22 protein-coding genes are annotated in these 24,536 nt (G+C 72.3%); 8 read left to right on the forward strand and 14 right to left on the reverse strand.

From position 1 onward, the window contains the following. Positions 1 to 3 precede the first annotated feature (3 nt). The 3 genes from N0B34_RS01825 to N0B34_RS01835 form a co-directional block, all read right to left on the reverse strand. Complete coding sequence (locus N0B34_RS01825; protein WP_263729501.1) at positions 4 to 3,198, reverse strand: NAD(P)-binding protein; 3,195 nt, start codon at positions 3,196 to 3,198, stop codon at positions 4 to 6. Between the two features lie 204 nt (positions 3,199 to 3,402). Then, the gene (locus N0B34_RS01830) at positions 3,403 to 3,765 is read right to left on the reverse strand and encodes a thioredoxin family protein (protein WP_263729502.1); all 363 of its coding nucleotides are present in this window, start codon (positions 3,763 to 3,765) and stop codon (positions 3,403 to 3,405) included. A 10-nt stretch (positions 3,766 to 3,775) separates the two neighbouring features. Then, on the reverse strand, positions 3,776 to 3,979 hold the full coding sequence (locus N0B34_RS01835; protein WP_263729503.1) for a YgaP-like transmembrane domain: 204 nt from the start codon (positions 3,977 to 3,979) through the stop codon (positions 3,776 to 3,778). A gap of 142 nt (positions 3,980 to 4,121) precedes the next feature. Here N0B34_RS01835 and N0B34_RS01840 point away from each other — a divergent pair, with 142 nt between their 5' ends. Next, positions 4,122 to 4,445 carry a rhodanese-like domain-containing protein gene (locus N0B34_RS01840; protein ID WP_263729504.1) on the forward strand — a complete coding sequence of 108 codons (324 nt, stop codon included), beginning with the start codon at positions 4,122 to 4,124 and terminating at the stop codon, positions 4,443 to 4,445. A 63-nt stretch (positions 4,446 to 4,508) separates the two neighbouring features. Here the strand turns inward: N0B34_RS01840 and N0B34_RS01845 are convergent, their stop codons facing one another. Continuing rightward, the gene (locus N0B34_RS01845) at positions 4,509 to 5,888 is read right to left on the reverse strand and encodes a UTP--glucose-1-phosphate uridylyltransferase (protein ID WP_263729505.1); all 1,380 of its coding nucleotides are present in this window, start codon (positions 5,886 to 5,888) and stop codon (positions 4,509 to 4,511) included. 175 nt (positions 5,889 to 6,063) lie between these two features. Between N0B34_RS01845 and N0B34_RS01850 the strand changes: the two genes are divergently transcribed. Beyond that, positions 6,064 to 6,513: a methylglyoxal synthase gene (locus N0B34_RS01850; RefSeq protein ID WP_263729506.1), complete on the forward strand. Its 450-nt coding sequence runs from the start codon at positions 6,064 to 6,066 to the stop codon at positions 6,511 to 6,513. Between the two features lie 172 nt (positions 6,514 to 6,685). On the opposite strand, the gene N0B34_RS01855 is transcribed toward N0B34_RS01850, so the two are convergent. Then, complete coding sequence (locus N0B34_RS01855) at positions 6,686 to 6,841, reverse strand: hypothetical protein (RefSeq protein ID WP_263729507.1); 156 nt, start codon at positions 6,839 to 6,841, stop codon at positions 6,686 to 6,688. A gap of 214 nt (positions 6,842 to 7,055) precedes the next feature. Here N0B34_RS01855 and N0B34_RS01860 point away from each other — a divergent pair, with 214 nt between their 5' ends. The 6 genes from N0B34_RS01860 (at position 7,056) to N0B34_RS01885 (ending at position 13,870) form a co-directional block, all read left to right on the forward strand. Then, positions 7,056 to 7,244 (forward strand): hypothetical protein, encoded by a 189-nt coding sequence (locus tag N0B34_RS01860; protein WP_263729509.1) that lies wholly within the window; start codon positions 7,056 to 7,058, stop codon positions 7,242 to 7,244. Continuing rightward, positions 7,237 to 8,091, forward strand: coding sequence for an SDR family oxidoreductase (locus tag N0B34_RS01865; protein ID WP_263729510.1), 855 nt, complete (start codon positions 7,237 to 7,239; stop codon positions 8,089 to 8,091). The genes N0B34_RS01860 and N0B34_RS01865 overlap by 8 nt, the downstream gene beginning before the upstream one ends. A 95-nt stretch (positions 8,092 to 8,186) precedes the next feature. Beyond that, positions 8,187 to 9,158 (forward strand): UDP-glucuronic acid decarboxylase family protein, encoded by a 972-nt coding sequence (locus tag N0B34_RS01870; RefSeq protein WP_263729511.1) that lies wholly within the window; start codon positions 8,187 to 8,189, stop codon positions 9,156 to 9,158. A gap of 235 nt (positions 9,159 to 9,393) precedes the next feature. Next, on the forward strand, positions 9,394 to 11,184 hold the full coding sequence (locus N0B34_RS01875; RefSeq protein WP_263729512.1) for a glycoside hydrolase family 55 protein: 1,791 nt from the start codon (positions 9,394 to 9,396) through the stop codon (positions 11,182 to 11,184). A gap of 290 nt (positions 11,185 to 11,474) precedes the next feature. After that, on the forward strand, positions 11,475 to 12,395 hold the full coding sequence (locus tag N0B34_RS01880) for a hypothetical protein (RefSeq protein ID WP_263729513.1): 921 nt from the start codon (positions 11,475 to 11,477) through the stop codon (positions 12,393 to 12,395). A 335-nt stretch (positions 12,396 to 12,730) separates the two neighbouring features. Beyond that, positions 12,731 to 13,870, forward strand: coding sequence for a YaaC family protein (locus N0B34_RS01885; RefSeq protein WP_263729514.1), 1,140 nt, complete (start codon positions 12,731 to 12,733; stop codon positions 13,868 to 13,870). An 84-nt stretch (positions 13,871 to 13,954) separates the two neighbouring features. On the opposite strand, the gene N0B34_RS01890 is transcribed toward N0B34_RS01885, so the two are convergent. The 9 genes from N0B34_RS01890 to N0B34_RS01930 form a co-directional block, all read right to left on the reverse strand. Beyond that, positions 13,955 to 14,896, reverse strand: a complete 942-nt coding sequence (locus N0B34_RS01890) for a glycosyltransferase family 9 protein (RefSeq protein WP_263729516.1) — start codon at positions 14,894 to 14,896, stop codon at positions 13,955 to 13,957. A gap of 206 nt (positions 14,897 to 15,102) precedes the next feature. Continuing rightward, positions 15,103 to 15,828 carry an SDR family oxidoreductase gene (locus tag N0B34_RS01895; RefSeq protein WP_263729517.1) on the reverse strand — a complete coding sequence of 242 codons (726 nt, stop codon included), beginning with the start codon at positions 15,826 to 15,828 and terminating at the stop codon, positions 15,103 to 15,105. Further along, positions 15,825 to 17,291 carry a PfkB family carbohydrate kinase gene (locus N0B34_RS01900; RefSeq protein ID WP_263729518.1) on the reverse strand — a complete coding sequence of 489 codons (1,467 nt, stop codon included), beginning with the start codon at positions 17,289 to 17,291 and terminating at the stop codon, positions 15,825 to 15,827. The genes N0B34_RS01895 and N0B34_RS01900 overlap by 4 nt, the downstream gene beginning before the upstream one ends. Continuing rightward, entirely contained in the window at positions 17,288 to 17,926 is a 639-nt protein-coding gene (locus tag N0B34_RS01905) for an SIS domain-containing protein (RefSeq protein WP_263729519.1), read from the reverse strand. Before N0B34_RS01905 ends, N0B34_RS01900 begins: the two co-directional genes overlap by 4 nt. After that, the gene (locus N0B34_RS01910; protein WP_263729520.1) at positions 17,923 to 19,212 is read right to left on the reverse strand and encodes a glycosyltransferase; all 1,290 of its coding nucleotides are present in this window, start codon (positions 19,210 to 19,212) and stop codon (positions 17,923 to 17,925) included. The genes N0B34_RS01905 and N0B34_RS01910 overlap by 4 nt, the downstream gene beginning before the upstream one ends. Further along, positions 19,209 to 20,165, reverse strand: coding sequence for a glycosyltransferase (locus N0B34_RS01915; RefSeq protein ID WP_263729522.1), 957 nt, complete (start codon positions 20,163 to 20,165; stop codon positions 19,209 to 19,211). Before N0B34_RS01915 ends, N0B34_RS01910 begins: the two co-directional genes overlap by 4 nt. Continuing rightward, the gene (locus tag N0B34_RS01920; RefSeq protein WP_263729523.1) at positions 20,162 to 21,265 is read right to left on the reverse strand and encodes a glycosyltransferase family 9 protein; all 1,104 of its coding nucleotides are present in this window, start codon (positions 21,263 to 21,265) and stop codon (positions 20,162 to 20,164) included. Before N0B34_RS01920 ends, N0B34_RS01915 begins: the two co-directional genes overlap by 4 nt. Next, positions 21,262 to 22,866, reverse strand: coding sequence for an HAD-IIIA family hydrolase (locus N0B34_RS01925; protein WP_263729524.1), 1,605 nt, complete (start codon positions 22,864 to 22,866; stop codon positions 21,262 to 21,264). The genes N0B34_RS01920 and N0B34_RS01925 overlap by 4 nt, the downstream gene beginning before the upstream one ends. Next, the gene (locus N0B34_RS01930) at positions 22,863 to 24,521 is read right to left on the reverse strand and encodes a carbamoyltransferase (protein WP_263729525.1); all 1,659 of its coding nucleotides are present in this window, start codon (positions 24,519 to 24,521) and stop codon (positions 22,863 to 22,865) included. The genes N0B34_RS01925 and N0B34_RS01930 overlap by 4 nt, the downstream gene beginning before the upstream one ends. Positions 24,522 to 24,536: the final 15 nt, after the last annotated feature.

The following is a 24,536-nucleotide window of genomic DNA, read 5'->3' on the forward strand; positions in this document are numbered from 1 at the left end:
GCCTCAGCCCTTCCGGGTCGGGGTGGTCACCGGCTCACGCCGGAACGGTTCGTAGGCGGTGTGCAGCGCGTGGTGGGCCGCCGGGGAGTTCGGCTCCCCGTAGGTCTCCTCGTACAGGCGCAGCACGTCCGGGTTCTCCTGGGACTTGCGGTAGCGGGACGTCTGGTCGATGTTCACCAGCACCTGCTGCCGGGCCGCCATCACACCGACCTCGGACGGGACCGGGTGCCCGGCGCCGTTGATGCAGCCGCCGGGGCACGCCATGACCTCGACCATGTCGTAGCCGGTGTCCTCGCCGGCGACGATGCGGCGGACCAGCGGCTCGGCGTTGTTCAGGCCGCTGATCACCGCGACGCGCACGGTGGCGTCGCCGGCCTGGACGGTGGCCTCCTTGAAGCCCTCGAACCCGCGGACCTCCTCGAACTCCAGGCCCTCCACCAGCGGTTCGCCGGTGAGCTTCTCCACCGCCATCCGCAGGGCCGCCTCGGCCACGCCGCCGGACGCGCCGAACAGCACGCCCGCGCCGCTGACCAGGGAGTACGGCGCATCGAACTCGCCGGGGACGATGTCCTGCTTCTCCAGCCGGAGCATCTTGGCCATCTCGAGGAACTCCGTGGTGGTCAGCACGGCGTCCACGTCGCGGATGCCCTCGGGGGCGAACTCCGGGCGCGCGGCCTCGTACTTCTTGGCCAGGCACGGCACGATCGAGACGACGTAGAGGTCGTCCAGGTCGATCCCGGCGCGGAACGCGTAGTGCCGCTTCACCGTCGCGCCCATCATCTGCTGCGGCGACTTGCAGCTGGACAGGTGGGGGATCATCTCCGGCCAGCGCCGCTCGACCAGGTTCACCCAGCCGGGGCAGCAGGAGGTGAACAGCGGGGTGACGCCGCCACCGGTGAGCCGGCCGAGCAGCTCGGTGGTCTCCTCCATGATCGTCAGGTCGGCGGCGAAGGCGAAGTCGAACGCCTTGTCGAAGCCGATCTTGCGCATCATCCCGGCGATGAACGCCGACGCCTGGTCGAACGGGATGCCGAACTCGGCCGCGATCACGCTGCGGACGGCGGGGGCGACGAACCCGACCACCGTCTTGGTCGGGTCGTTGATCGCCGTGAACACCCCGCCGCGCTCGCGCACGTAGTCCAGGGCGCCGCACGGGCACGCCCGCACGCACTGGCCGCAGGACACGCAGTCGGTCTGGTCCAGCGGCAGGCCGTTGTGGGTGCCCACCGTCAGGCGTCCGTTCTCGAACTGGAACGCCAGGACGCCGGGGCCCTCGATCTCGGCGCAGGCGGCGACGCAGCGGCCGCAGCTGATGCACTTGTTGTTGTCCCGGACGATGAACGGGTGGTCGCGCACCACCGGCTCGTAGGGGCGCACGTGCAGCGGTGCGGCGAAGGTGACGGAGTGGGCGGTGGCCTGACGGCGCAGGTCGCAGTCGTTCTGCTTGCCGCAGCCGCAGCTCAGGCAGCGCGCCGCCTCGGCACGGGCCTGCTCCTCCGTGAGGGTCTGCTCGACCTCGTCGAAGGTGCGGATGCGGCTGGCCACCGGCAGCTCGTCGGGGTGCACGCGCACGCGGCGCTCGCGCACCTCGAACTCGTCGCGCGGCAGGTCCTCCAGCGAGCCGCGGCTGCAGGAGTAGTCGTCCTGGCTGGGACGGACGTAGCCGCGGGTGAGGAACTCGTCGATCGCGGTGGCAGCGCGCCGACCGGCGGCGACGGCCTGGATCACCGTGGCGGGGCCGGTGGCGCAGTCGCCGCCGGCGAAGATCTTCGACTCCGACGTCTCCATGGTGCGGCCGTCGATGTCGATGTCGCCCCAGGCGTTCAGGCGCACCGGCAGGTCGTTGTAGAGGAAGCCGGTGTCGGTGCTCTGGCCGATGGCACCGATCACGGTGTCGGCCTCGATGATCGTGTCGCTGCCCTCGACCGGCACGGGGCGACGCCGGCCGGAACGGTCGGGCTCGCCGAGCTCCATGCGCAGGCAGTGCAGCTGCTTGACGCCGCCGGCCTGCGTGATGCGGGTGGGCGCCGCAAGGAACGTCATCTCGACGCCCTCGTCGATCGCAGCCTCGACCTCCGCGGCCTCGGCCGGCATCTCGTCCCGGGTGCGCCGGTACAGCAGCCGCACCTTCTCGGCGCCGGCGCGCAGCGCCGTGCGGGCGCAGTCGATCGCGGTGTTGCCGCCGCCGATCACCACGACGGTGCGGCCCAGCGGCACCTCGACGCCCTTGGTGACCTCCTCGAGGTACTGGATGCCGAGCCAGACGCCGTCGAGGTTCTCCCCGTCCAGGCGCAGCGGCGTGGCCCGCCACGAGCCGATGGCCAGGTACACCGCGTCGAAGTCGCGCTTGAGGTCCTCGAGCTGCAGCTGGGCACCCAGCGCCTTGCCCGTGACGATCGTGACGCCCAGCGCCTCGATCACGCTGATCTCACGGTCGAGCGTGCGCTTGGGCAGGCGGTACTCCGGGATGCCGTAGCGCATCATGCCGCCGGGTCGGTCCTGCTTCTCGAACACGGTGACCGCGTGGCCGGCGATCGCCGCGTAGTAGGCGGCGGACAGGCCCGACGGACCCGCGCCGATGACGGCGATCCGCTTGCCGGACGGCGCCGCGACCCGCGGCACCCACGGCAGGCTGCGGCTCATGTCCCAGTCGGCGGCGAACCGCTTGACGTTGTTGATGGCGACGGGCTCGTCCACCAGGCTGCGCCGGCACTCGGCCTCGCAGGGGTGGGGGCACACGCGGCCGCACACCGACGGGAACGGGTTGCGGTCCTTGATCACGCGGACGGCGGCCTCGTAGTTGCCGTCGGCGACGTGCGCCAGGTACGTCTGGATGTCCACGTTCGCCGGGCACGTCTGCACGCACGGGGCGACGCAGTCGGCGTTGTGGTCGCACAGCAGCTGCTGGAGCCGGACCTTGCGGTACGCCTCGAGGCGCGGGGTGTGCGTGGTGATCACCATGCCGGGACGCACCGGAGTCAGGCACGCCTTCACGTCGCGGGGGTTGGTCTCTCCCACCTCGACGACGCACAGGCCGCAGCTGCCGTTGGACCGCTTCAGGCGGATGTCGTGACAGAGCGACGGGACCTCGATGTTCTCCTTGTCCAGGGCCTGCAGGATGGTCAGCCCGCCGAACACCTGGGTCTCGCGCCCGTTGACCGTGATGGTGATGCGGTCGTCGTCCGAGAGCTCGCGCATGCCGTGACCTCCGTTGGCCAGGACCTGCGTGCACCGCGTCCTCGCGCTGCCCGCCGTCGCCTGTTTCCGGACCGGCTCCGGTGCCGGTTCGGGTTCTGCTGCGACGGTACGGCGGGCCGCTGCCGAGGTCGTCGGACTTCGGACCTAGGGCAGCACGGGGCCCCGGTGCCGCTGGGCGGCCCGGGGCCTCGTCACCGACGGACGTCAGTGGGTCTGCTCGGCGACCTTCCGGCGGACCTCCTCCATGTCGAGCGCGCGCGCCTGGGCGATCAGGTCGTCGAGGGCCGGGCCGGGCAGCGCGCCCGCGTCCTCGAACAGCAGCACACCGTCGCGGTAGATCATCAGCGTCGGGATCGCGCTGATGCCCAGACGACCGGCGAGCGCGTGCTCGGCCTCGGTGTCCAGCTTCGCGAACGTGATGTCCGGGTTCTTCTCGGAGGCCTTGCTGAACACCGGCGCGAACATGCGGCAGGGTGCGCACCAGGAGGCCCAGCAGTCGACGAGGACGATGCCCTCGGCGTCGACGGTGGGCTGGAACGTGTCAGCGGTGAGGTCGACGGTCGCCACGGTGGCCGCCTCAGCGCGTCGTGACGGTGCGCCGCACGGTGGACAGGCCGAACAGCCGGTACAGCGGGCAGAACCCCACTGCGCTCGTCACGGCCAGCACCGCGGCGACCACCAGCAGCACGACACCGAGAGTGGTGCCGGCTCCGGCCAGGAGCGCTGCGACGACCAGGACCACGGCGGCGACCAGCCGCACGACGCGGTCCGACGAACCCATGTTGCGACTCACAGTGCGCCTCCGATGCGACGAGCAGGTCGCCGCCCGGCCCGGAAGGCCGTGCCGTCACGCCCTGTCAACGGTTCGTAGCATACCCCCCGGGGTATGGTGACGGAAAGCTCACGACACACGAGGAGGGGCAGTGCCCGAGATCGACCTCGCCGCCTTCGCTGCGGCTCACGCCGACGGCACGCTGGTGATCGACGTCCGCGAACCGCAGGAGTACGTCGGCGGGCACGTGCCCGGTGCCCGGCTGCTGCCGATGGCGGACGTGCCGCTGCGCAGCGCGGAGCTGCCGCGTCGCGAACGCGTGCTGGTGGTGTGCGAGAGCGGCAACCGCGCCCGCTCCGTCGTCGGGCGGCTGCGCGCCGAGGGTGTCGACGCGCTCTCGTTGCGCGGCGGCACCGCCGCCTGGCGCGCCGCAGGTCGGCCGTTGGTCACGGGCCCACGCGCCAACCGCGGCTGACCCCGCCGCGGTGCACCGGGCGGGGTCAGCGGGTCGCGGGGTCCGTGCGGACGGCCGGTGGACTCAGCCCAGGTGGGTGCCCTCCGGCACGTACCGCGGGGCGCCCTCGTCGGCCAGCGTGACCTCGCCGGTGGCGACCACGCCGCGGGCGAACGTCCAGTCGCCGTGCACCGTCAGCGACCGGGCGTCGCGCAGGGACGGGGCACCGGCCGGGAAGTGGGCGTCGAACGCGGTGATCGTCTTGTAGTGCTTCGAGTCGAGGTCGACCAGCGGCGCCGGCTCGGTGACCAGGTCCAGCGTCGCCGCCTCGGACAGCTCGTAGGCGTCCGAGCGCAGCAGCAGCAGGTCGTTGGTCGTCTTCACCGGCAGGAAGCGGGAACGCGGGACGACGATGGCGGTGGCGCCCTCGAACACCTCGATCGCGGCGCCCATGGCGGACTCGACCTGGATCACCTGCGGGGACGACGGGTCCGTCGGGTCCACCGTCTTGGAGTTGCGGATCATCGGCAGGCCGAGCACCCCGTGCCGCTCGTTGAGCGTGCGCCGCAGCGCCGCCAGGTCGAACCACAGGTTGTTGGTGTGGAAGTACGGGTGCCGGTGCTCGTCGGTGAAGTAGTCCATCTCCTCCGGCGCCGTCTGCGCGGTGTCGCGCAGCACCAGGCGACCGTCCGAGCGGCGGATCGCCAGGTGGCCGCCCTTGCGGTCGGCGGCGGTGCGGCGGCACAGCTCGGCGGCGTAGGGGGCGCCCGACTCGGCGAACCAGCCGGCGATGCGCGGGTCCGGCGCGGCACCGAGGTTGTCGGAGTTGGACACCGACGCGTACGCGAACCCGGCGTCGAGCAGGGCGTCGAGCACCCCGGACGCCTCGATCGCGGTGTAGAGGTCGCCGTGGCCGGGCGGGCACCACTCGAGCGACGGGTCGGCCGGCCACGAGACGGGCGTCAGGTCGTCGGCGCGCAGCTTGGGCTCGCGGTTCTGCAGGAAGTCCAGCGGCAGCTCGCCGACCTTGAGGTCGGGGTACGCCGCCAGGGCGTCCAGGCTGTCCTGCTGGGTGCGGAACGAGTTCATCAGGATCAGCGGCAGGCGGGCGCCGTACCGGGCGCGGGCGGTGCGCACCTGCCGGGCGATCACGTCGAGGAAGCTCAGTCCCTCGCGCACCGGCAGCAGCGACTTGGCCCGGTCCATGCCCATCGAGGTGCCCAGGCCGCCGTTGAGCTTGATGATCGCGGTGCGCGCCAGGGCGTCGCGGGCGTCCGTCGGCGGCACCTGCACGGACTCCAGGCTGGGCGGGTCCAGCAGCGGGGTGATGTCGTCCTCGCGGATCAGCCCGGTCGCACCGGCCTCCAGGTCGCGGTAGTACCCGGCGAACACGTCGACCGCCGCGGGAGCGACGCCAGCCGCACGCATCTTCTCCACGGCCAGCCGCAGACCCTCGTCGCTCATCTCAGCCCTTCCGCAACCCCTCGCGGTGCCGACCGGCACCGGCCACCGAGCAGTATCGCCTGGCCAGCCGTGGAAGGGGCGATCGGGGACGGCCCTCGACCCGGCCGCTAGGTTGGGCCACGCCCGGGCGGACGCACGGTCCCGGGCGGTCGGAGCGAGGTGAAGGAGGACGACGATGGCCGGGTACGCGCACAACATCGCCCTGGTTGCTCACGACAACAAGAAGGTGGAGCTGCTGCGCTGGGCGGAGTTCAACCGCGGCACGCTCTCGCACCACCACCTGTACGCCACCGGCACCACCGGCACCATGCTCGAGTACGAGCTGGGGCTGCCGGTGACGCGGCTGCTGTCCGGCCCGGTGGGCGGCGACCAGCAGATCGGCGCCAAGATCGCCGAGGGCGCCATCGACATGCTCGTCTTCTTCTGGGACCCGCTGGAGCCCCAGCCGCACGACCCGGACGTCAAGGCCCTGCTGCGCATCGGCGCGGTGTGGAACGTGCCGATGGCGTGCAACGTCGCCACCGCGGACATGCTGATCTCGTCCCCGCTGCTGTCCACCGACTGGAACACGAACCGGCCGGACATCACGCCGCGCGGGTGGGAGGGTTCGGCGCCGGTCGCCTGAACCGGCCGAGCGGGCCAAGGGGGCCGAGCACGCCGAGCGGGCCGACGGGAAAACGCGCGCCCACATTGTGAGCACGCGCACAAGTGAAAGGGCGGCGGCGGGACGTGTTCACGTCCCCACCGCCGCCCTTCTGCAGTCGCGCCCCCTGGCGCGCCACATTGGGCCTACCGGCTTACACGGTCGAGCGACCGCGACCCACCAGCCAACCGATCAGGCTGATGACCAGCAGGGCGATTCCGATCCACAGCAGGATCTTCGCTGCGGTGACGGCGACGCCAAGAACGATCATCACGACGCCGACGATGATGAGAATGAGCCACAGAGCCATGGGACAGCTCCCTTCGCTGAGCGGACGGCGGCGGTAAGCCACCTGGGAAAGATCGTCACCCGGCTTTCACAGGTTCGCATCCGGAACGATTCGGACGGCCCGCGCCCGGGGCCTGCGGAGACGTGTTCCGCCGGTTCGCACGGCCCGCCCGACATGCCTGCGCGGGCCCTCGTCCCCAGATGCGGGGGCCTGTGGGCCGAGTGATGGTGGAGGCATGACCACCTCCGCAGACCCGGGCTCGACGCACGGCCCCGACGACACCGACGCGGACCCCGGCACGCTGAACCCGCGCTCCGGAGCGGCCGCTCGGGACGAGTCGTCGAGCGAGTACCAGGACACCGACGCCGACCCGAACAACCTCAACCCGCGGGACCTGCGCGAGGGGGCGAGCGACGATGGCTGACGGCTTCCCCGCACAGCAGCAGCAGCCGCCGGGCCACACCGACCCGATGGTGCCCGACCCGGACCACGGCGAGCAGAGCTACACCGGCTCGGACAAGCTGGTGGGCAAGCGCGCCTTCGTCACCGGTGGCGACTCCGGCATCGGGCGGGCCGTGGCCATCGCGTTCGCCCGCGAGGGTGCCGACGTGGCGATCGGGTACCTCCCCGAAGAGCAGGACGACGCCGAGGAGACCCGCGACTGGGTGCAGAAGGCGGGCCGCACGTGCGTGCTGGTGCCGGCCGACCTGACCGACGAGCAGCAGGCGCGCGAGTCGGTGCGCACCGCGGTGTCCGGGCTCGGTGGGCTGGACGTCCTGGTCAACAACGCCGGGTACCAGATGGCCCGGCGCGAGTCGATGGCGGACATCACCACGGAGGACCTGGACCGCACCATGCGGACCAACCTGTACGCGATGTTCTGGGTGACGCAGACGGCGCTGGAGCACCTGAGCAGCGGCGGCTCGATCATCAACACGACGTCGATCCAGGCGTACCAGCCGTCGACGTCGCTGCTCGACTACGCGTCGACCAAGGCCGCGATCGCCAACTTCACGGTGAACCTCGCCTCGGAGGTCGGGTCGAAGGGCATCCGCGTGAACGCCGTCGCGCCCGGGCCAATCTGGACGCCGCTGCAGCCGGCGACGCAGCCCGTCGAGAAGCTGGAGAAGTTCGGCAGCGACACCCCGATGGGCCGGGCCGGGATGCCGGCCGAGGTGGCGCCGGCGTACGTGTTCCTCGCGGCGGACTCCACCGCGTCGTACGTCTCGGGAACGGTGCTGGGCGTGACCGGCGGCAAGCCGGTGTTCTGACCGCGCGCAACGGCCGGGTGGACGTGCGGGTCCCCCGGCCGCTCGGCGGTCGTCGGTTTGGGTGGTCGTGAATTCGGCCGATCGGGGAGGTTCGGATGCGCGTACAGCGAGGGGTGAGCAGTGCGGGCCGGGTGGTGGTCACCGGTGGTGCCGGGTTCCTGGGCAGCCACCTGTGCACCGAGCTGCTGGACCGGGGCGCCGAGGTGGTGTGCCTGGACAGCTTCCTCACCGGCTCGCCAGCCAACGTCGCGCACCTGATCGACAACCCGCGGTTCCACCTGACGCGCTGCGACGTCACCGACTTCGTGCACGTGCCCGGCCCGGTGGACGCCGTGCTGCACTTCGCCTCCCCCGCCTCGCCGGTGGACTACCTGCAGCTGCCCATCGAGACGCTGAAGGTCGGGTCCATCGGCACCGGGCACGCGCTGGGGCTGGCGAAGGACAAGGGCGCGCGGTTCCTGATCGCCTCGACGTCAGAGGTGTACGGGGACCCGCAGGTGCACCCGCAGCGCGAGGACTACTGGGGGCACGTGAACCCCGTCGGGCCGCGCGGCGTGTACGACGAGGCGAAGCGCTACGGCGAGGCGCTGACCACCGCGTACCGCAGCGCGCACGGTGTGGACACGGCGATCGTCCGCATCTTCAACACCTACGGCCCGCGCATGCGCCCGCACGACGGGCGGGCGATCCCCACGTTCATCCGGCAGGCGCTGGCCGGCGAGCCCGTGACGGTGGCCGGGGACGGCAGCCAGACGCGGTCCGTCTGCTACGTGGACGACCTGGTGCGCGGCGTGCTGGGACTGCTGGACAGCGGGCACCCAGGTCCGATGAACATCGGCAACCCGCGAGAGCTCACCGTGCGGCAGATCGCGGAGGACGTGGTGGCGGCGACCGGTTCGCGGTCCCGAATCGACTTCATCCCGCGGCCGGTGGACGACCCGGAGGTGCGGCGCCCGGACACGGGCCTGGCCACCGAGGTGCTCGGGTGGGCGCCCGAGGTCGAGTGGGAGGAGGGCCTCGAGCGGACAGTGGGCTGGTTCACCACCGCGCTGAGCCGCACGGCATGAATTGCAGGTCCGGTGAACTAATCGTCCGGTGATTTGACGGGGTGCTCGCATGGGAGCGCTTCCGTTGACACCGGTCGAGGCCTTTCTGATACTGGCGGCAGGCGCCTCGCGCGCCGCGGCACCATCAATGCAGATGGTCGCTACTTACCAGCCGGAAAGGCGGTCGCACGTGCGATCACGTGGTGAGAACCTGCGTCAAGAGAGCGCTCCCAGGCGCCGGGTAGCAGTCGTGGGGGTGACGTTCCTCGGGCTGGCGCTCAGCACCGGCCTGGCCGCGGCGCCGGCAGTCGCGGCCGACCCGCACCAGGGCGGCAGCGCGGCGGACCTCGGCGCGAACGTCGTCGTCTTCACGCCGTCGATGTCGACGGCGGACATCCGGGCCCGCGCCCAGGTGATCTACGCCCAGCAGTCCGACAGCGAGATGGGCACCGGCCGCTACGCCCTGCTGTTCGAGCCCGGCACCTACGGCTCGGCGAGCGACCCGCTGGACATCCCGGTCGGCTACTACACCGAGGTGGCCGGTCTGGGCCAGGACCCGTCGGCCGTCACCATCAACGGCGGCGTCACCGCCATCGGCAAGAACGGCTCGGGGTCGCTGGACATCTTCTGGCGGTCCGTCTCCAACCTGACCATCCACGTGGTGGCCACCGCCGACGGCTGCCACACCGGCAACGAGATGTGGGCCGTGTCGCAGGCCGCGCCGATGCGGCGGGTGGACGTGAAGGACTACACGACCTTCATGCCGTACTGCGAGAACCCCAACTACGCGTCGGGCGGGTTCGTCGCCGACTCGTTCCTCGAGGGCGGTGCGCTGAACGGCTCCCAGCAGCAGTTCTACGTGCGCAACACCAACCTGGGCGGCGGCTGGTCCAACTACGTGTGGAACCAGGTGTTCTCCGGTGACGTCAACGCCCCCGCGCAGGACTTCGGCAACGGCGCCGCGTACACCACGCTGACGACGACGCCGGTGAGCAAGGAGAAGCCGTACCTCTACACCGACACGGCGGGCGGCTGGAACGTCTTCGTGCCGTCGGTGCAGCACGACTCCGTGGGCACGACGTGGGCCAACGGCCACACGCCCGGCACCTCGGTGCCGCTGAACCGGTTCTTCGTCGCGACCCCGTCGGACTCCGCCAGCACCATCAACGCGGCGCTGGCCCGCGGCCTGAACCTGCTGCTCACGCCCGGCGTCTACGACGTCAGCTCGCCGATCAAGGTGAAGCGCGCCGGCACCGTGGTGCTGGGCCTGGGCATGGCGACACTGACGGCGACCAACGGCAACACCGTGCTGACCACCGCCGACGTGCCGGGCATCGACATCGCCGGGATCACCGTCGACGCCGGTGCGGTGAACTCGCCGGTGCTGGTGCAGATCGGCACCAAGAGCGGCAACAACGGCCGCCCGCACGACGGTGCCGCCGACCCGGTCGCCCTGCAGGACGTGTTCTTCCGCATCGGCGGACCGCACGTCGGCAAGGCGAACCTGGCGCTCGAGGTGAACACCGACCACGCCGTGCTCGACGACCTGTGGGTGTGGCGCGCCGACCACGGCGTGCCCGGCTCGGTGGGCTGGACCGTCAACACCGCCGACACCGGCCTGGTGGTCAACGGCGACGACGTCACCGCGACCGGCCTCTTCGTCGAGCACTTCCAGAAGTACAACGTGATCTGGAACGGCAACGGCGGAAAGGTGCTCTTCTTCCAGAACGAGCTGCCCTACGACCCGCCGACGCAGGCCGACTACCAGCACGACGGCATTCTGGGATATGCGGCGTTCAAGGTGGCCGACTCGGTTTCCACCTTTGCCGGGTACGGCATGGGCAGCTACATCTACACGAACGTGAACCCCGACATCCACGTGTCGCACGCGTTCGAGGTGCCCGTGAACGACGGCGTGCGGCTGCACGACCTGCTGACCATCAACCTCAGCGGGCCGGGGACGATCGACCACGTGGTGAACGACACCGGCGGGCCGGTCAGCGACGCCAACAAGGACGTCGCGAGCCAGGTGGTCAGCTTCCCGTGAGATGGATGATCGCTCGGCACTGATCGACGCGGCGGCCCCGGGAGCGGATGCTCCTGGGGCCGCCGCCTGGTCCTGCGGGGAATATGTTGCCTTCACAGGCTCGGATATCGACTCCCACGGTCACTTGCCGCACGTCGCCAGCGGATTCAGACCCTTTACGCGACACCCCGAGGCCCCACCACCTCGCGGACGCAAACCGGGACCAGCGCGCCGGGTGGCGTTGCAATAGCAGATCGCCGCCACAGGGCGCCTGCCTCCCCGTGACGCCAGCGTCGGCTAGGGTCGCCCTCATGCAAGTCGCGGACGCCAACTGGATGCTTTCGAGCGCGGTTCAGTCCGGTGCAGCACTGATTGCCATCGTGGGTGGCCTGCTCGGCTCCCGCTACGTGGCTCTCAACGCGGAGCAAGGCGCCGCACGTAGACGACTGCGCGAAGCCTCCGATCGGCTCTCCGCAGCCCAGGACCGTGAGGCCAAAGCCGGAGCAGAAGCGACCCGCTTGGTCACAAAGATCCTCCTAGACGACGACGAGCGGTACCTATGGATCTACGAACATGACGGAAGCCCCACGCTCGACGAGGTCATTCAAGACGTCCCCGAAGAGTACCGCAGCGCTCTTGAAAAGCACCTGCTGCTGATCGAAAGGGAACTCAGTGAAGCCAGGCGGGTTCTGCCGGAGTTGATTCCCCACACCAGCGAGCAGGAAACCTGGCCCGTGTTCCGTGCCGCCCACAAGCTATCCTTCGAGCACGAGGGCGTGTGGCAATGGACGTACACGTTCCTTTCGGACGCCCGCGCAAGCTCGGCACGCAGGGCGGCGGGTGGTTGGTCCGCTGTCACCGATGGTCTCGTCTCGGCCCTCCGCTCGCAGACCGGGACAATCGGCACCTCAACCGATTCCCGTAGACTTGGCCAGGCTAGAGATCAGCAAGAAGAAGCGAATCGATATGCCTCCAGGCTCCAAGGAGAAGTGGCGGCAGCCCAGGCTCAGCTTGATGCCACCCAACAGCCCAAGGGATTCGGCGTCGCCCTCGGCGTCCTCGCATACATAGCGTTCGTGGACATCGCCATTCCACTCTCGCTGATGGTTGAAGGTGTCACTGCTCTGTCGTTCCACGCGCGACTCTCTGTCGCATGCCTCTTTGGCTCAGGCGTCCTGGTTCTGTTTGTGTACCTCTTCGCTTACAGCCGCTTCCTGAAGCGGAGCGATTAGCGGCGCCGTTACCCGAACCCACGTCGACAAGCGGCAGCGCTTGAGAAGATGGCGCCGCACACAACCGGCAGTCGGCGTTTACTTGCGCCCACTCCGTGGTTCTGGCCTGCCCTGCCCCGGCAGATCGTTACCCGCGTCATCCCTTGAGAGCCGGTCGGGGCGCATTCCGGGATGCAACCCGGTTCCCGAATCGATCGACACGGCCGCCATGACGGCAATGCCGAAGCACCCTCAAGGCACAGGGTCCTCTGGTATCGAGGTGCGGACTCGGTTCAAGAACACCGAATCGCTCGACAGGCCCCGCGGTGCGTTGCCACGGGCATAGCATCCGGAACATGACACTTCGTCCGCATCGCCACTACATCCACTGGATCCTCGAGCCACCACACGACCACCGCATTGGCTTCCAGTGGTACACGGAGAGCGCCTCCGTTGCATTCATGCTCGAAACACTCAGCACACACGCTGAGATTGCATCGGTTGGTCGCGCCCGTTTCGCAGGTACGACTGCGCAGAAGAACGCCCTCTGGCGCGAGTTCAGAAACTACATGAGGCAGGCGCTAAGCAATTTTCAAGCAGCACAGGGAGTTCCGAACAGGTCCGCGGGACTTCTCTACTACTACGCCGCGCTGAACTTTGCCAAGGCTGAACTCTTGGACTCAAACGCCCCTGCCCTAGTTGATCGCCGAATTGGCCATGGGCTCAGCTTTAGCCCGACAAGGGCCAAGACGGTCGCGGGCGATACATTGAGCGTGACTACTGGAGTGTTTCCGCTGCTCTATCAACGGAGGACGGGCATTCAGCTTCCTATCGGTACGAAACTACCAGTGAAGCGTCTTCTCCAGCAGGTCCCAGAGCTATCGTCGCAAGTCGACGCCGTTGGGCTCGGCACCTCTCACATCGGAGGTGTCATGCAAATGCTCGCTTGGGACGATCGCGAAGCGTGGTCATTACTGGCCTGCCCCGAGCCCAACCCTCTCAAGTCGTTCGGAGGCGTTACGGCAACCCTCTTCAATCGATTCTTCGAGGAAGTCGCCGAGCCGCAAGAGTGGCGCGACCACTTCGGGGTGAGTCGGAGGTGGCCATGGGACGTTAGTTTCTACGAGTCAAGGCGCAAGGTCCCCGTGGGACGCACCCACGACGAACCGGAGGGCGCAAGAGAACTCAGCGCGGATATCCGCCAGATTCTCGGAATGCGCACGAGCGAGGACTATGATGCGTGGCTTGCACCGAGCCTGTACAAGACACGGATGCTGCCCATGCCGCCTTCAATGGCGCGGTACGCCCTGACATATTACGCTTCATCGCTCGTTAGGTACAAGCCGCAGATGTTCGACCCAGCCAGCCATCCAGAGCAGGCGTACCTGTTTGATGCCGTCTCCAGGGAAGTCGCCCTGCCGATGCTCACCGATGTTCTAGCGGCGATCGTTGGTCAACCTGTCTACTTCTACAGCACCGGAGGGCTCCGACTGTAGAAATTGAACTGCCAAGGGGCCAGGGATAGTCCGTCGAGCCGATCAGGCCTGAATAATCTCGCGTCACAATTCTCGCCAAGTCTCTCAGGCATCGGCACGCGCGTGATCCGCCCGTTCGGATGTCGCCCGTATCGGCCGTGGACCGAATTCAGGATGAGGGGTCCGCAGTTCCGCGACTGACAGTTGCCGGAGGGCCGTCGCAAGCGTCTCGGCCCGGCTGATCGACTCAAGACCGGTATCGATCTGATCGGCGTGAGGGTCACCGGGGTTGGTCGGATCGCCGTGCCAGAGGACGGTGTGGATCTGCTCGTCGATGGCGGGGCCCCACTGTTGGGGTGGGGTGGGGCCGAAGAGGAGGACCGACGGGGTGCCGAGGGCCGTCGCTAGGTGGGCTACTCCGGTGTCGCCGCAGATCAGGAGGGCGGCGCTAGCGACGAGGTCGGCTAGGGCCGGGATGGTGAGGGTGCCGGCGCGGGTCTCGATGAGGTGAGCCGCCGGTGCCGAATCTCCGGTGAGCTGGGAGCGGGCGTCCGTCACGACGCCGGTGGCCAGGTCCACCTCGTCGGGACCACCGGTAACGAGCACGCGGCGGCCCTCCGAGGCGAGGGCGGCCGCGACGGCGGACCAGCGGTCGGGCGGCCATCGTCGGGAGCCCGATGACGCGCCCGGGTGAAGCAGGACGGCGCCCGCGTCGTCGTCGGTACCCCCGGGCGGCAGCGTCAGGCGGAGGTCCTCACGGCCGCACTCCCCACCCGCCCAGGAGACCAGGCGGCACCAGCGGTCGACCTCGTGCTCGTCGGCGCGCCACACCGGGCCGTCCGGGAAGCCGTCGGCCGCGAATGCGACCAGGCGCGACGGGCGGGTGGCGGCCAGCACCGCGTGGCTCTGCGGCCCGCGGCCGTGCAGGTTCACCGCGAGGTGGCCACCACCGGCCAGCTCCGGCGGCAGCACCAGCGGGTCCAGCCCTGTAGCGGGCACCACCTCGTCGACCACACCGAGGTCGCGCAGCCACGTGCCGATCCCCACGGGCCCGGCGAGCCACAGCCGACGGTTCGGCCAGGCTCGTCGGACACCCCGCAGCGCAGCGACACCGGTGAGGGCGTCGCCCAGCCCGAGGGCCCGCAGCACCAGCACGTCGCCGGACGTCTCGGCCGAGCCAGCCCCGACAGCCCCGGCCGCAGCACTCTCCGCCGCCACCGCCGTCGTCACGACGTCGTCGGGCGCCACGCCGCTCACGGCCAGGAGCTCTCCCCCGACGCCATCACCAGCATCTCCCGGATCTCCGAACCGACCGGCTGGCGCAGGGCGGTCAGCACGGCGCCGGCCGTCGCCGCCGGGTCGTTGAGCTGGGCGTCGGGCCCGGGGCGGTACTGCTCGGTGCGGCCGTCGAAGAACGCCGTCTTCATGCCGCCCGGGATCAGCAGGGTGACGCCGACGCGGCCGGCGAGCTCGGCCGCGAGCGCGTGCGTGAAGCCCCGGACGGCGAACTTGGACGCGCAGTAGGCGGTGGCGTCGCTGAAGCCGCGCAGCGCGAGCGTGGAGCCGACCGTGACGATGGTGCCGTGCGTGCGCTCCAGCGACGGCAGGGCGGCGCGGATCACCGCGACGGTGCCGAACAGGTTGACGCGGACCACGTTCTCCCAGGTGGCGGGGTCGATGTCGAGCAGGCGGCCCGGTGCGTCGATGCCGGCGGCGGTCACCACGGCGGACACGTCCCCCACCTGGTCGAGCAGCTGCTGGACGGCGTCGGCCGCCGCGGCCGGGTCGGCCAGGTCCACCTGGACGTGGGGCACGTCGGCGGCCGGGGCGGCGCGGTCGAGCACCACGGGGGTGCCCCCGGCGGCGCGGACAGCCTCCACCACGGCGGCGCCCAGTCCGCTGGCACCGCCTGTGACCAGGACAGTTCCCAGCTCGCGGGGCTGGAGGGGGGTGGTGGGCTGCACGTCGGTCGCGGTCACGCGGTCTCCTTCATGGGGTGGGGTTCTTCGGGGCGCGTCGCGGAGCGGCGCAGGATCGAGGTGGTGGAGCGGCCGTCCAGGTAGGGCAGCAGGACGATGCGGCCGCCGTGGCTCTGCACGACGTCGGCCTCCGGCAGCAGGCGCTCGTCGTAGTCGCCGCCCTTGACCCACACGTCGGGCCGCAGGTGCTCCAGCGCGGCGCGGGGGTCGTCCTCGTCGAAGACGAGCACGGCGTCCACGCAGTCCAGGGCGGCCAGGACGCGGGCGCGGTCGGCGGCGGTGACCACCGGGCGGCCGGGACCCTTGAGGCGGCCGACGGAGTCGTCGGAGTTCATCAGCACGACGAGCGCGTCGCCCAGCCGCCGGGCGGCCTGCAGGGTGGCGACGTGGCCGGCGTGGACGATGTCGAAGCAGCCGCCGGTCGCCACCAGGGTGCGGCCACCGGCGCGGAGGGCGGCAGCCGTCTGGCGGAGCCGGGCGGGAGACGCCGCGGCACCGTCTGACGGGACCTCCGGCGGCTCGGCGTCGGGCGCTTCGTCTGCTGCCGACGACCGCGGCCGGTCGTGCGAGCGCCGGAACGCCTCGGCACCGCCGGCCTCGACCCACTCGCTGGCGTCGAGCACGGCCGCCGTGACGGCGTCGGTGACGGTGGCGCCGGCCGCCAGGGCCGCGACGGCGGAGGCGGCGAACCGGTCCCCCGCCCCGCACGGGTCGCCACCGGACGCGGCGGGCGCTGGGACGTAGCGGACGTCCCGGCCGGTGGCGACGAACGCGCCGTCCGGGCCGGCCGTGACGGCGACGCCGCGGGCCTGCCAGGTGTCGAGCAAGGCCGATGCGCGGACGTCCGGCGGTGCCGACGCCTCGGGCCGACCGGCACCGCGGAGCGCACCGGCCGCCTCGGCGGCGTTGGGGGTGACCAGCGTGGCGCCGGGGACCGGCGCACCACCGCGCGGGTGCGGGTCCCACACCAGCACGCCGGTGGCGGCCGCCCTGGTCAGCAGCGTGCGCAGGTGCTCGTCGCGCGTGACGCCGGCGCCGTAGTCGGAGACCAGCACCGCGTCGGCCTGTGCCAGCACCGCGGCCACGTCGTCCACCGGGACCTCGCCCGGGGTCCCCGGACCGCCGTCGTCCACGCGCACCAGGGACTGCGCCTGGCTGCGGACGCGGGTCTTGGTGCGGGTGCCGCCCTGGTGCGGCAGGGCGAGCAGGTCCACCCGGCCGGCGAGCCCTGCGGTGAGCCGGTGACCGGCCTCGTCGACGGCCACCGGTGCCACCAGCGTGACACGGGCACCGGACCCGGCGCAGAGCAGCGCCGCGAGGCCGGCACCGCCGGGGCTCTCCCGGATGCCCGTCACGTCGAGCACCGGCGCGGGGCCGTCCGGGGACAGGCGCTCCACCGTGCCGTCGACGTCGCGGTCCAGCATCACGTCGCCGACCACCACCACGTGCGGACGTCGCGTCATGCCGTCATCCCGATCTGCCGGTTCGGCGCCGGCTCCGGCTCCAGCTCCGGCCGGTCGTCCCGCAGGGCCAGCTCCGAGTCCAGCGCCGCGCACAACGCGTGCACGGCGACCAGGTGCACCGCCTGGACCGCGGCCGTCGAGGGGGCGTCCACGCACAGCGCGTCGTCCGACGCGGACGCCAGCGGGTTGGGGCCACGGCCCGTCATCGACCACACCGTCACGTCCCCCACCTCGCGGGCCCGCTGCGCGGCGTGCAGCACGTTGGGGCTGCGGCCGGAGGTGGACATCAGCACCAGCACGTCGCCGGGCCGGGCGTGGGCCTCCACCTGGCGGGCGAACATCTCCGCGACGCCGTAGTCGTTGACCAGGGCGGTCATCGAGGAGGTCTCCGCCGAGAGGCAGATGGCGGACAGCGGGCGGCGCTCGCCGAGGAACCGGCCCACCAGCTCGGAGGTCAGGTGCTGGGCCTCCGCGGCACTGCCCCCGTTGCCGGCCGCCAGCAGGCGGCCGCCGGCCGAGAGGCGGTCGGCCAGCGTCGCGCCCCAGGCTTCGACGGTGGACGCCTGGCGGCGCAGGCCGCGCAGCGCGCGGCGCAGCTCCTCGTCGTGCTCGTCGATCCAGCTGCGGGCGGTCATCCGGCCACCCCCTCCTGTGCGGACCAGCCCTGGCCGGCCCAGGCCTGTCCGTTCCATCCCTGCCCGTTCCAGCCCTGTCCGGACCAGCCGGCCTGGGCGAGCATCGACTGGTAGACCAGCTCGGTGTCCTGCGCGACGCGGGTCCACGAGTAGCGGGTCAGCGCCCGACGACGGGCCGCCCGGCCCAACGAGCGGCGCAGCCCGGCGTCCGGCAGCAGCCGACGCAGCGCCGCAGCCAGGGCCGACGGGTCCCGCGGCGGCACCAGCAGGCCCGTCACGCCGTCCACCACGGAGTCGAGCAGGCCGCCGACGGCGCTGCCGACCAGCGGCACGCCGCACGCCGCGGCCTCGAGCGGCACGATGCCGAACGGCTCGTACCAGGGGGTGGCCACCACGGCGTCGACGGCGGAGATCACGCCCGGCACGTCGGCGTGGCTGACCCGGCCCAGGAACTGGACGCGGTCCGCGACGCCGAGCCGCTGCGCCAGCGACACCAGGCGCACGGCCTCCGGGTCCTCGTCGAGGTGCGCCTGGTCCGGGCCGCCGGCGATCAGCAGCTCGGCACCCGGCACGTCGACCAGCGCCTCGATGGCGGTGTCGACGCCCTTGCGCTCCACCAGCCGGCCGATGCTGAGCAGCCGGTACGGCTGGCGCTGGGGCGGCAGGGTGGCGCTCGGCGCGACCGGCCGGAAGTGCGCGACGTCCACCCCGCACGGCACCACCCGGATGCCGGTGTCCGGCACGCCGAGGCGCACCAGCTCGGTCACCTCGTCCGTGCAGGTGGCGATCACGGCGTCGACGCGGCGGCCGATGGTCGCCTCGGCCTCGACGCGGCCGGCGGGGCTGGTGTCCTTGTCCCGCTGGTGGCGGCGCTTCACGCTGCCGAGGGCGTGGAACGTCTGCGCGACGGGCACGCCGGCGCCGGCGGCGGCCTGGACGGCAGCCAGGCCCGACATCCAGAAGTGGCCGTGCACCACGTCCGGGGCGCCGTGCCGGGCCCAGTCGTCGGCCAACCACAGCCCGAACTCGCGCATGTACGGCAGCAGCTCGTCCTTCGGCACCTCCTGCGGCGGTCCGGCGGGGACGTGCACCACCTCGACGCCCGGGTCCATCTGCACCCGCTCGGGCTGCTCGTTGCCGTCGCGCCGGGTGTAGACGGTCACCTCGTGGCCCGCCTCCACCAGCGCGCCGGACAGCGCGGCGACGTGCACGTTCTGACCGCCCGCGTCCACACCCCCGATCACCGCGAGCGGGCTCGCGTGCTCGGACACCATCGCGATCCTCATCCCGTCACCCCCTTCAGCAGCTCGTCCCAGTCGGACAGGAAGCGCGCGAGACCGAACCGGTCCAGCGCGAACGTGCGGGCGGCGGCGCCGCGGTCGCGGGCCTCCGCCGGGTCGGCCAGCCACCGCTGCAGCGCGGCGACCAGCACGGCGGGGTCGGCGCTGACCACGCCGGCGTCGGGCGGCACCGCCTCGGGTGCGGCGGTCGTAGCGAGGGCCGCGACCGGCATGCCGAGGGTCATCGCCTCGATCAGGGACAGGCCCAGGCTGGTCCAGCGGTAGGGGTGCAGGTAGGCGCGGGCGCCGGCCATCGCGGCGTGCAGCCGGGCCTGCGGCAGGTCGTGCAGGTGGCCGACGAGGGACGGCTCCCGCTCGGCCAGCGGCGCCGTGCCCATGCCGTACACCTCGACCGGCAGGCGGCTCGCGACGTCCAGCAGCACGTCGGTGCCGGCCACCCGCCAGCGGCGCACCGGCTCGTTGACCACAGCGGCCACCCGCTCCCGCTCCCCGGTCCACAGCGGGCCGGGGTCGGGGATGCCGTGCTCGATCACGGTGACCGGTGCGGAGCCGTTGTCCCAGGTCAGGGCGTTGAACGGGGTGACGTGGACCAGCGGGAGGTCGGTGCGGTCCGCCAGGTGGTGGCGGGTCGCGACGGCCGGGCCTGCGGGGGTGTTGTGCTCGACGTAGACGGCCGGCACGTCGACACCGGCCCGCAGGCCGGTCCACCGCTCCAGCAGCTGCAGCTCGGCGGGTCGCTGCAGCACGACGACGTCCACCAGCTCGTCGCGCAGCGCGTCCACGTGAACCTCCCGGACGGAGGCGGGCCAGTCCCACGACTGCGCGCGGCCGCGGCCGTCGGGCGACCGCTCGTCGTCCACCGGGACCACGTAGTCGTGGGGCCCCTGGACGAACGACGTCATCCACGAGCCGTGCACGTGCCAGGCGAGCACCCTCATACGTGCACCTCCTCGGTGGGCCCGGTCAGCCGGCTCATCCCCGTCAGCCGGGTCAGCTCGGTCAGCGCCGTCAGCGGCAGCGGCACACCCGCGAGCGCGTCGACGGCCATGACCACGACGTGCGGGTCGACGTCCAGGCACGGGTGGCCCGGCACGGGGCACTGCCGCGCCCGCGAGCCGACGCACGGCGCGTCCTGGTCGCCGAGCAGCACGGTGGGCACCCCCCACGGCGCCCACCGGTCGGCGGGCACGACGGGGGCGAACAGGGACACGACGGGGGTCCCGACGGCGGCCGCGAGGTGGGCCGGTCCGGTGTTGCCCACCACGACGGCGTCCGCGCCGGCCAGCACGGCGGCGAGCTGCGCGAGGTCGGTGCGGCCGGACACGTCGGTCACCTCGGCCGGGTCGGCCACGCCGGCGGCGACGGTGGCGCCGAGGTCCCGCTCCCCCGGCCCGCCGGTGACCACCACGTGCCGACCCGCGGCGGTGAGCGCACCGACCAGGCGGGCGGCGTGCTGCGGTGCGGGGGCGCGGGACGGCACCGAGGCGCCCGGGTGCAGCACCACGTAGGGCCGCACCGGAAGCAGTGCGGAGACGTCCGGCAGCGGGTGCCGCACCGCGAGCGCGCCGTCGTCGTCCGGCGCCAGCGAGCCGCCCGCCGCGCGCGCCAGGTCCAGCGCCGCCTCCACCTCGTGCAGCCCCGCGGGCCGGTGGTGGCGGACGTCCAGCAGCGAGCCCGGGTAGTCCTCGCTGGTGGCGGCGATCTGGGCGATGCCGGCCAGGCGCAGCAGCAGCGCGGTGGGCAGCGGGCTCTGGTGGAAGGACGTGAAGACGACGGCACGGTCGTAGGCCGCGGCGCGCAAGCCGCTGACCAGGGCGTCCACGGCCGGGGCGGCCACCGGCGGCGGCACGAAACCGCTCCACGGGGCATCGAACACGTGCACCTGGTCGACGCCCGGCAGCAGCCGGGCCGCCTGGGCACCGGCAGGCGAGACGAGCAGGTCGACGTGATCGGCGAGCGCGCCCAGCGCCCGCACCGCCGGCCCGGTGAGCAGCACGTCGCCGTCGCTGTCGAGGCGGACGGCCAGCAGCCGGGTCATCGGGTCACCGCCAGGTGCCGGGCCAGCGGCACGTCGGGCCGCAGCAGCCGGACGGCACCGCGCAGGTCCTCGGCGACGACCTCGGCGTGCTGCACCTCCTCGGGGCGGGTGATCGGCGTGGGGACGAGCACCGCACGGGCCCCCGCCGCGACGGCGGCCTCGACGTCCGTCCCGATGTCCCCCACCACGGCGCACTCCCACGGCGCCACGCCCAGGCGCCGCGCGGCGTCGAGCACGAGCCCCGCACCGGGCTTGCGGCAGGTGCACCCCGCGTCGGGGCGGTGCGGGCAGACCACGACGGTGTCGAACGGCCCCAGCAGCTCGACGACGCGCCGCTGGACGGCGTCCAGCTGCGCCGCCGTCAGCAGCCCCCGGCTGACCCCGGACTGGTTGGTCACCATGCCGACCAGCACGCCGGCGGCGCGCAGGGCGTCCAGCGCCTCGCGCGCTCCCGGCACCGGCTGCACGGCGTCCGGGTTGCTGTTGTAGGGCACGTCCTCGACCAGCGTGCCGTCGCGGTCGAACAGCACCGCGCGCACCGGCGGCCGCCACGGCGGCACCTCGTCACCACGCACCGCCAGCTCACCGGCCACGCGGTGCCGGACGGCGGCGAACGGGATCACGGCAGAGGTCCACGTCATGCGGCGCCACTCCGGCAGCCACTCGGCGTCGCCCGGCCGCGGACCGCCGGACAGCCGGAGACGGAGGAAGTCGGCGGTCAGCGCCGCCGAGGCCAGGCCGGCCAGCGCGGCGGTGCGGGGACGCCGGGCGGCCAGCGCCGCGGTCGCGGCGGCGGCAGCCCCCACCGTCGCGGCGTGCCACGCGAAGCGGCCCCGGCCGGTCTCGGCCAGGTCGCGCCAGCCAGGTCCGTGCAGCGCGCGCATCAGCACGTCGTCGCGCGCACCGGCCTGCACCCGCACGCTGACGCCGTCGTCGGCCGGCCGCACGGGATGGTGCGTGACGCGATCTCCGGCCAGCAGCTCCCAGCCGCCCTGCCGCACGCGCAGCGCCAGGTCGGCGTCCTCGCGGTAGGCGCGCGGGAACCGCTCGTCGAACCCGTCGACGCCCGCAAGCGCCGTGCGGCGGTACGCCATGTCCGCGGTCGCCCAGCGGGCGTGCTCGAGGCCGGCGGTGTTCCGCTCCCAGTCCGTCGGCGGCCGGTCGGTGGGCAGCGGCACGTGCAGGCGAGCCTGCGTCCCGGCGACGGTGGCCTGGGCGTCGGCGGACCGCAGGTCGGCCAGGAACGCCTCGCCCCAGCCGGCCGGCAGCCGCACGTCGTCGTCCAGGAACAGCACCCAGTCGGTGCGCACGGTGCGCCACCCGGCGTTGCGGGCGGCGGCCGGGCCCCGGCCACCGGTGCGGACCAGTGCCGGTGCGGGCAGCTGTCCGGTGGGGCCGGGCAGGGTCAGCGGGGCCTCGTCCTCCAGCGGACGGTCGTCGACGACCACCACCTGCACGGGTGGGTCCCCGGCGAAGACCTGCGCCGCGAGGTCGACCAGCAGGGCGTGCAGCGACGGCCGGCCGATCGTCGGGATCACCACCGCCCAGCTGGGACGCACCGTCGGCCCGTCGAACGCGGGCGGCGTGCCGTCGCCGCTCACGCCGGCGCCCCGTGCTGCGCGAACACCTCCGACCGCCGCACCAGGTGCGGGCCGAGCACCAGCAGGTCCACCGGTGCCGAGCCGAACAGCTCCAGGGCGTCGCGCGGGTCGTCCACCATCGGCCGTCCGGCCGTGTTGAGGCTCGTGTTGATCACCACCGGCAGGCCGGTGCGCTGCTCGAACTCCCGCAACGTCGCGCCGAGGCGCGGCTGGGCGGCGGGGTCGACCGTCTGGATGCGGGCCGTGCCGTCCACGTGCACCGCGGCCGGGATGCGGTCCACCCAGCCGGGGTCCACCCGGTGCACGAACAGCATGTACGGGCTGGGGATCGGGCCGTCGGAGAAGATCTCCGCCGCTCGGTCCTGCAGCACCATCGGCGCCACCGGGCGGAACTGCTCGCGCCCCTTGACGTCGTTGAGCCGCTCGAGGTTCTCGGCGAACCCGGGGTGCGCCAGCAGCGACCGGTGGCCGAGGGCACGCGGGCCGAACTCGCTGCGGCCGTCGAACCAGGCGATCACGCCGTTGGAGGCGAGCACGTCGGCCACCTCGCCCGCCAGGTCGTCCGGCGTGCTGAACGGCACCTTCGCGGTGCGCAGCCAGGCGCCGAGCTCGTCGTCGGACCACTCGCGGCCCAGCGCCGCACCCGGCATCGGCCGGACCGGCTCACCCAGCTCGGCCGCCACCTGCAGCGCGGCGCCCAGCGACGTGCCGGCGTCGCCGGCGGCCGGCTGCACCCACACCTGCTCGAACCCGCTCTCCCGCCAGATCCGCGAGTTCGCCACGCAGTTCAGCGCGATGCCGCCGGCCATGGTCAGCGCCGTGTCGCCGGTGCGCTCGTGCAGCCAGCGGGCCAGCTCGACGAGCACCTCCTCGAGGCGCGCCTGCACGGAGGCGGCGAGGTCGGCGTGCGCACCGCCCCACGTGCCGTCGTCCACCCGCGCCGGCGCCCACCGCGACCAGTCCGGCACGGGCGCGACGAACCCGCCGTCGCCGGTGGTCCGCACGATCTCGCGCAGCTCGTCCAGGAACCGCGGCTGGCCGTAGGAGGCGAGGGCCATCACCTTGTACTCGTCCGACGAGCGCAGGAAGCCCAGGTGCTCTGTCAGCGACTCGTACAGCAGGCCCAGGGAGTGCGGCAGCTCCTGGGTGGCGAGCACCTCGATACGGCCGTCCTCGTACCGGCCGGCCAGGTGCGACGCGCGCTCGCCGCGCCCGTCGAGCACCAGCACGCTGCTGGTGGGGAACGGGGACGCGAGCGCCGCCGAGGCGGCGTGCGCCACGTGGTGCGGCACGTACCGCAGGCGACCCTCGTCGATGCCCGGCAACGAGCTGTGCAGGAAGCCCGCGACGTGCTCGGCGTAGGTGGTGCGCAGGTGGTCCCAGGGGTCGTGGAGGCCCAGGTCCTCGGCCGACTTCGACAGCGCCGGGTCGAAGCTGTAGGCCACCACGTCGACGTCCTCCGGGCGGATCCCGCCCGCCTCGAGCACCCAGCGCATCGACAGCTCGGGCAGCTCCCAGGCCGAGAACGGCACCGGCCGCTTGCCGTGCTTGCGCCGGCTGAAGCGCTCCTCCTCGGCGGCGGCCACCACGGCGCCGTCCACCACGAGGGCTGCCGACGGGTCGTGATAGATCGCGTTGATCCCCAGGATTCGCATCAGTGGCCGACCTTT

The organism is Cellulomonas sp. SG140, from assembly GCF_025770785.1.
In the GTDB taxonomy this organism is placed as follows: Bacteria; Actinomycetota; Actinomycetes; order Actinomycetales; family Cellulomonadaceae; genus Cellulomonas.

What these genes read in the sequence shown, in the direction of transcription:
- N0B34_RS01930 (WP_263729525.1), bottom strand. Translation starts at nt 24,521, where the DNA reads ATGCGAATCCTGGGGATCAACGCGATCTATCACGACCCGTCGGCAGCC.
- N0B34_RS01880 (WP_263729513.1), top strand. Translation starts at nt 11,475, where the DNA reads ATGCAAGTCGCGGACGCCAACTGGATGCTTTCGAGCGCGGTTCAGTCC.
- N0B34_RS01900 (WP_263729518.1), bottom strand. Translation starts at nt 17,291, where the DNA reads ATGACGCGACGTCCGCACGTGGTGGTGGTCGGCGACGTGATGCTGGAC.
- N0B34_RS01865 (WP_263729510.1), top strand. Translation starts at nt 7,237, where the DNA reads ATGGCTGACGGCTTCCCCGCACAGCAGCAGCAGCCGCCGGGCCACACC.
- N0B34_RS01885 (WP_263729514.1), top strand. Translation starts at nt 12,731, where the DNA reads ATGACACTTCGTCCGCATCGCCACTACATCCACTGGATCCTCGAGCCA.
- N0B34_RS01905 (WP_263729519.1), bottom strand. Translation starts at nt 17,926, where the DNA reads ATGACCGCCCGCAGCTGGATCGACGAGCACGACGAGGAGCTGCGCCGC.
- N0B34_RS01860 (WP_263729509.1), top strand. Translation starts at nt 7,056, where the DNA reads ATGACCACCTCCGCAGACCCGGGCTCGACGCACGGCCCCGACGACACC.
- N0B34_RS01825 (WP_263729501.1), bottom strand. Translation starts at nt 3,198, where the DNA reads ATGCGCGAGCTCTCGGACGACGACCGCATCACCATCACGGTCAACGGG.
- N0B34_RS01910 (WP_263729520.1), bottom strand. Translation starts at nt 19,212, where the DNA reads ATGAGGATCGCGATGGTGTCCGAGCACGCGAGCCCGCTCGCGGTGATC.
- N0B34_RS01855 (WP_263729507.1), bottom strand. Translation starts at nt 6,841, where the DNA reads ATGGCTCTGTGGCTCATTCTCATCATCGTCGGCGTCGTGATGATCGTT.
- N0B34_RS01850 (WP_263729506.1), top strand. Translation starts at nt 6,064, where the DNA reads ATGGCCGGGTACGCGCACAACATCGCCCTGGTTGCTCACGACAACAAG.
- N0B34_RS01835 (WP_263729503.1), bottom strand. Translation starts at nt 3,979, where the DNA reads ATGGGTTCGTCGGACCGCGTCGTGCGGCTGGTCGCCGCCGTGGTCCTG.
- N0B34_RS01915 (WP_263729522.1), bottom strand. Translation starts at nt 20,165, where the DNA reads ATGAGGGTGCTCGCCTGGCACGTGCACGGCTCGTGGATGACGTCGTTC.
- N0B34_RS01845 (WP_263729505.1), bottom strand. Translation starts at nt 5,888, where the DNA reads ATGAGCGACGAGGGTCTGCGGCTGGCCGTGGAGAAGATGCGTGCGGCT.
- N0B34_RS01920 (WP_263729523.1), bottom strand. Translation starts at nt 21,265, where the DNA reads ATGACCCGGCTGCTGGCCGTCCGCCTCGACAGCGACGGCGACGTGCTG.
- N0B34_RS01870 (WP_263729511.1), top strand. Translation starts at nt 8,187, where the DNA reads ATGCGCGTACAGCGAGGGGTGAGCAGTGCGGGCCGGGTGGTGGTCACC.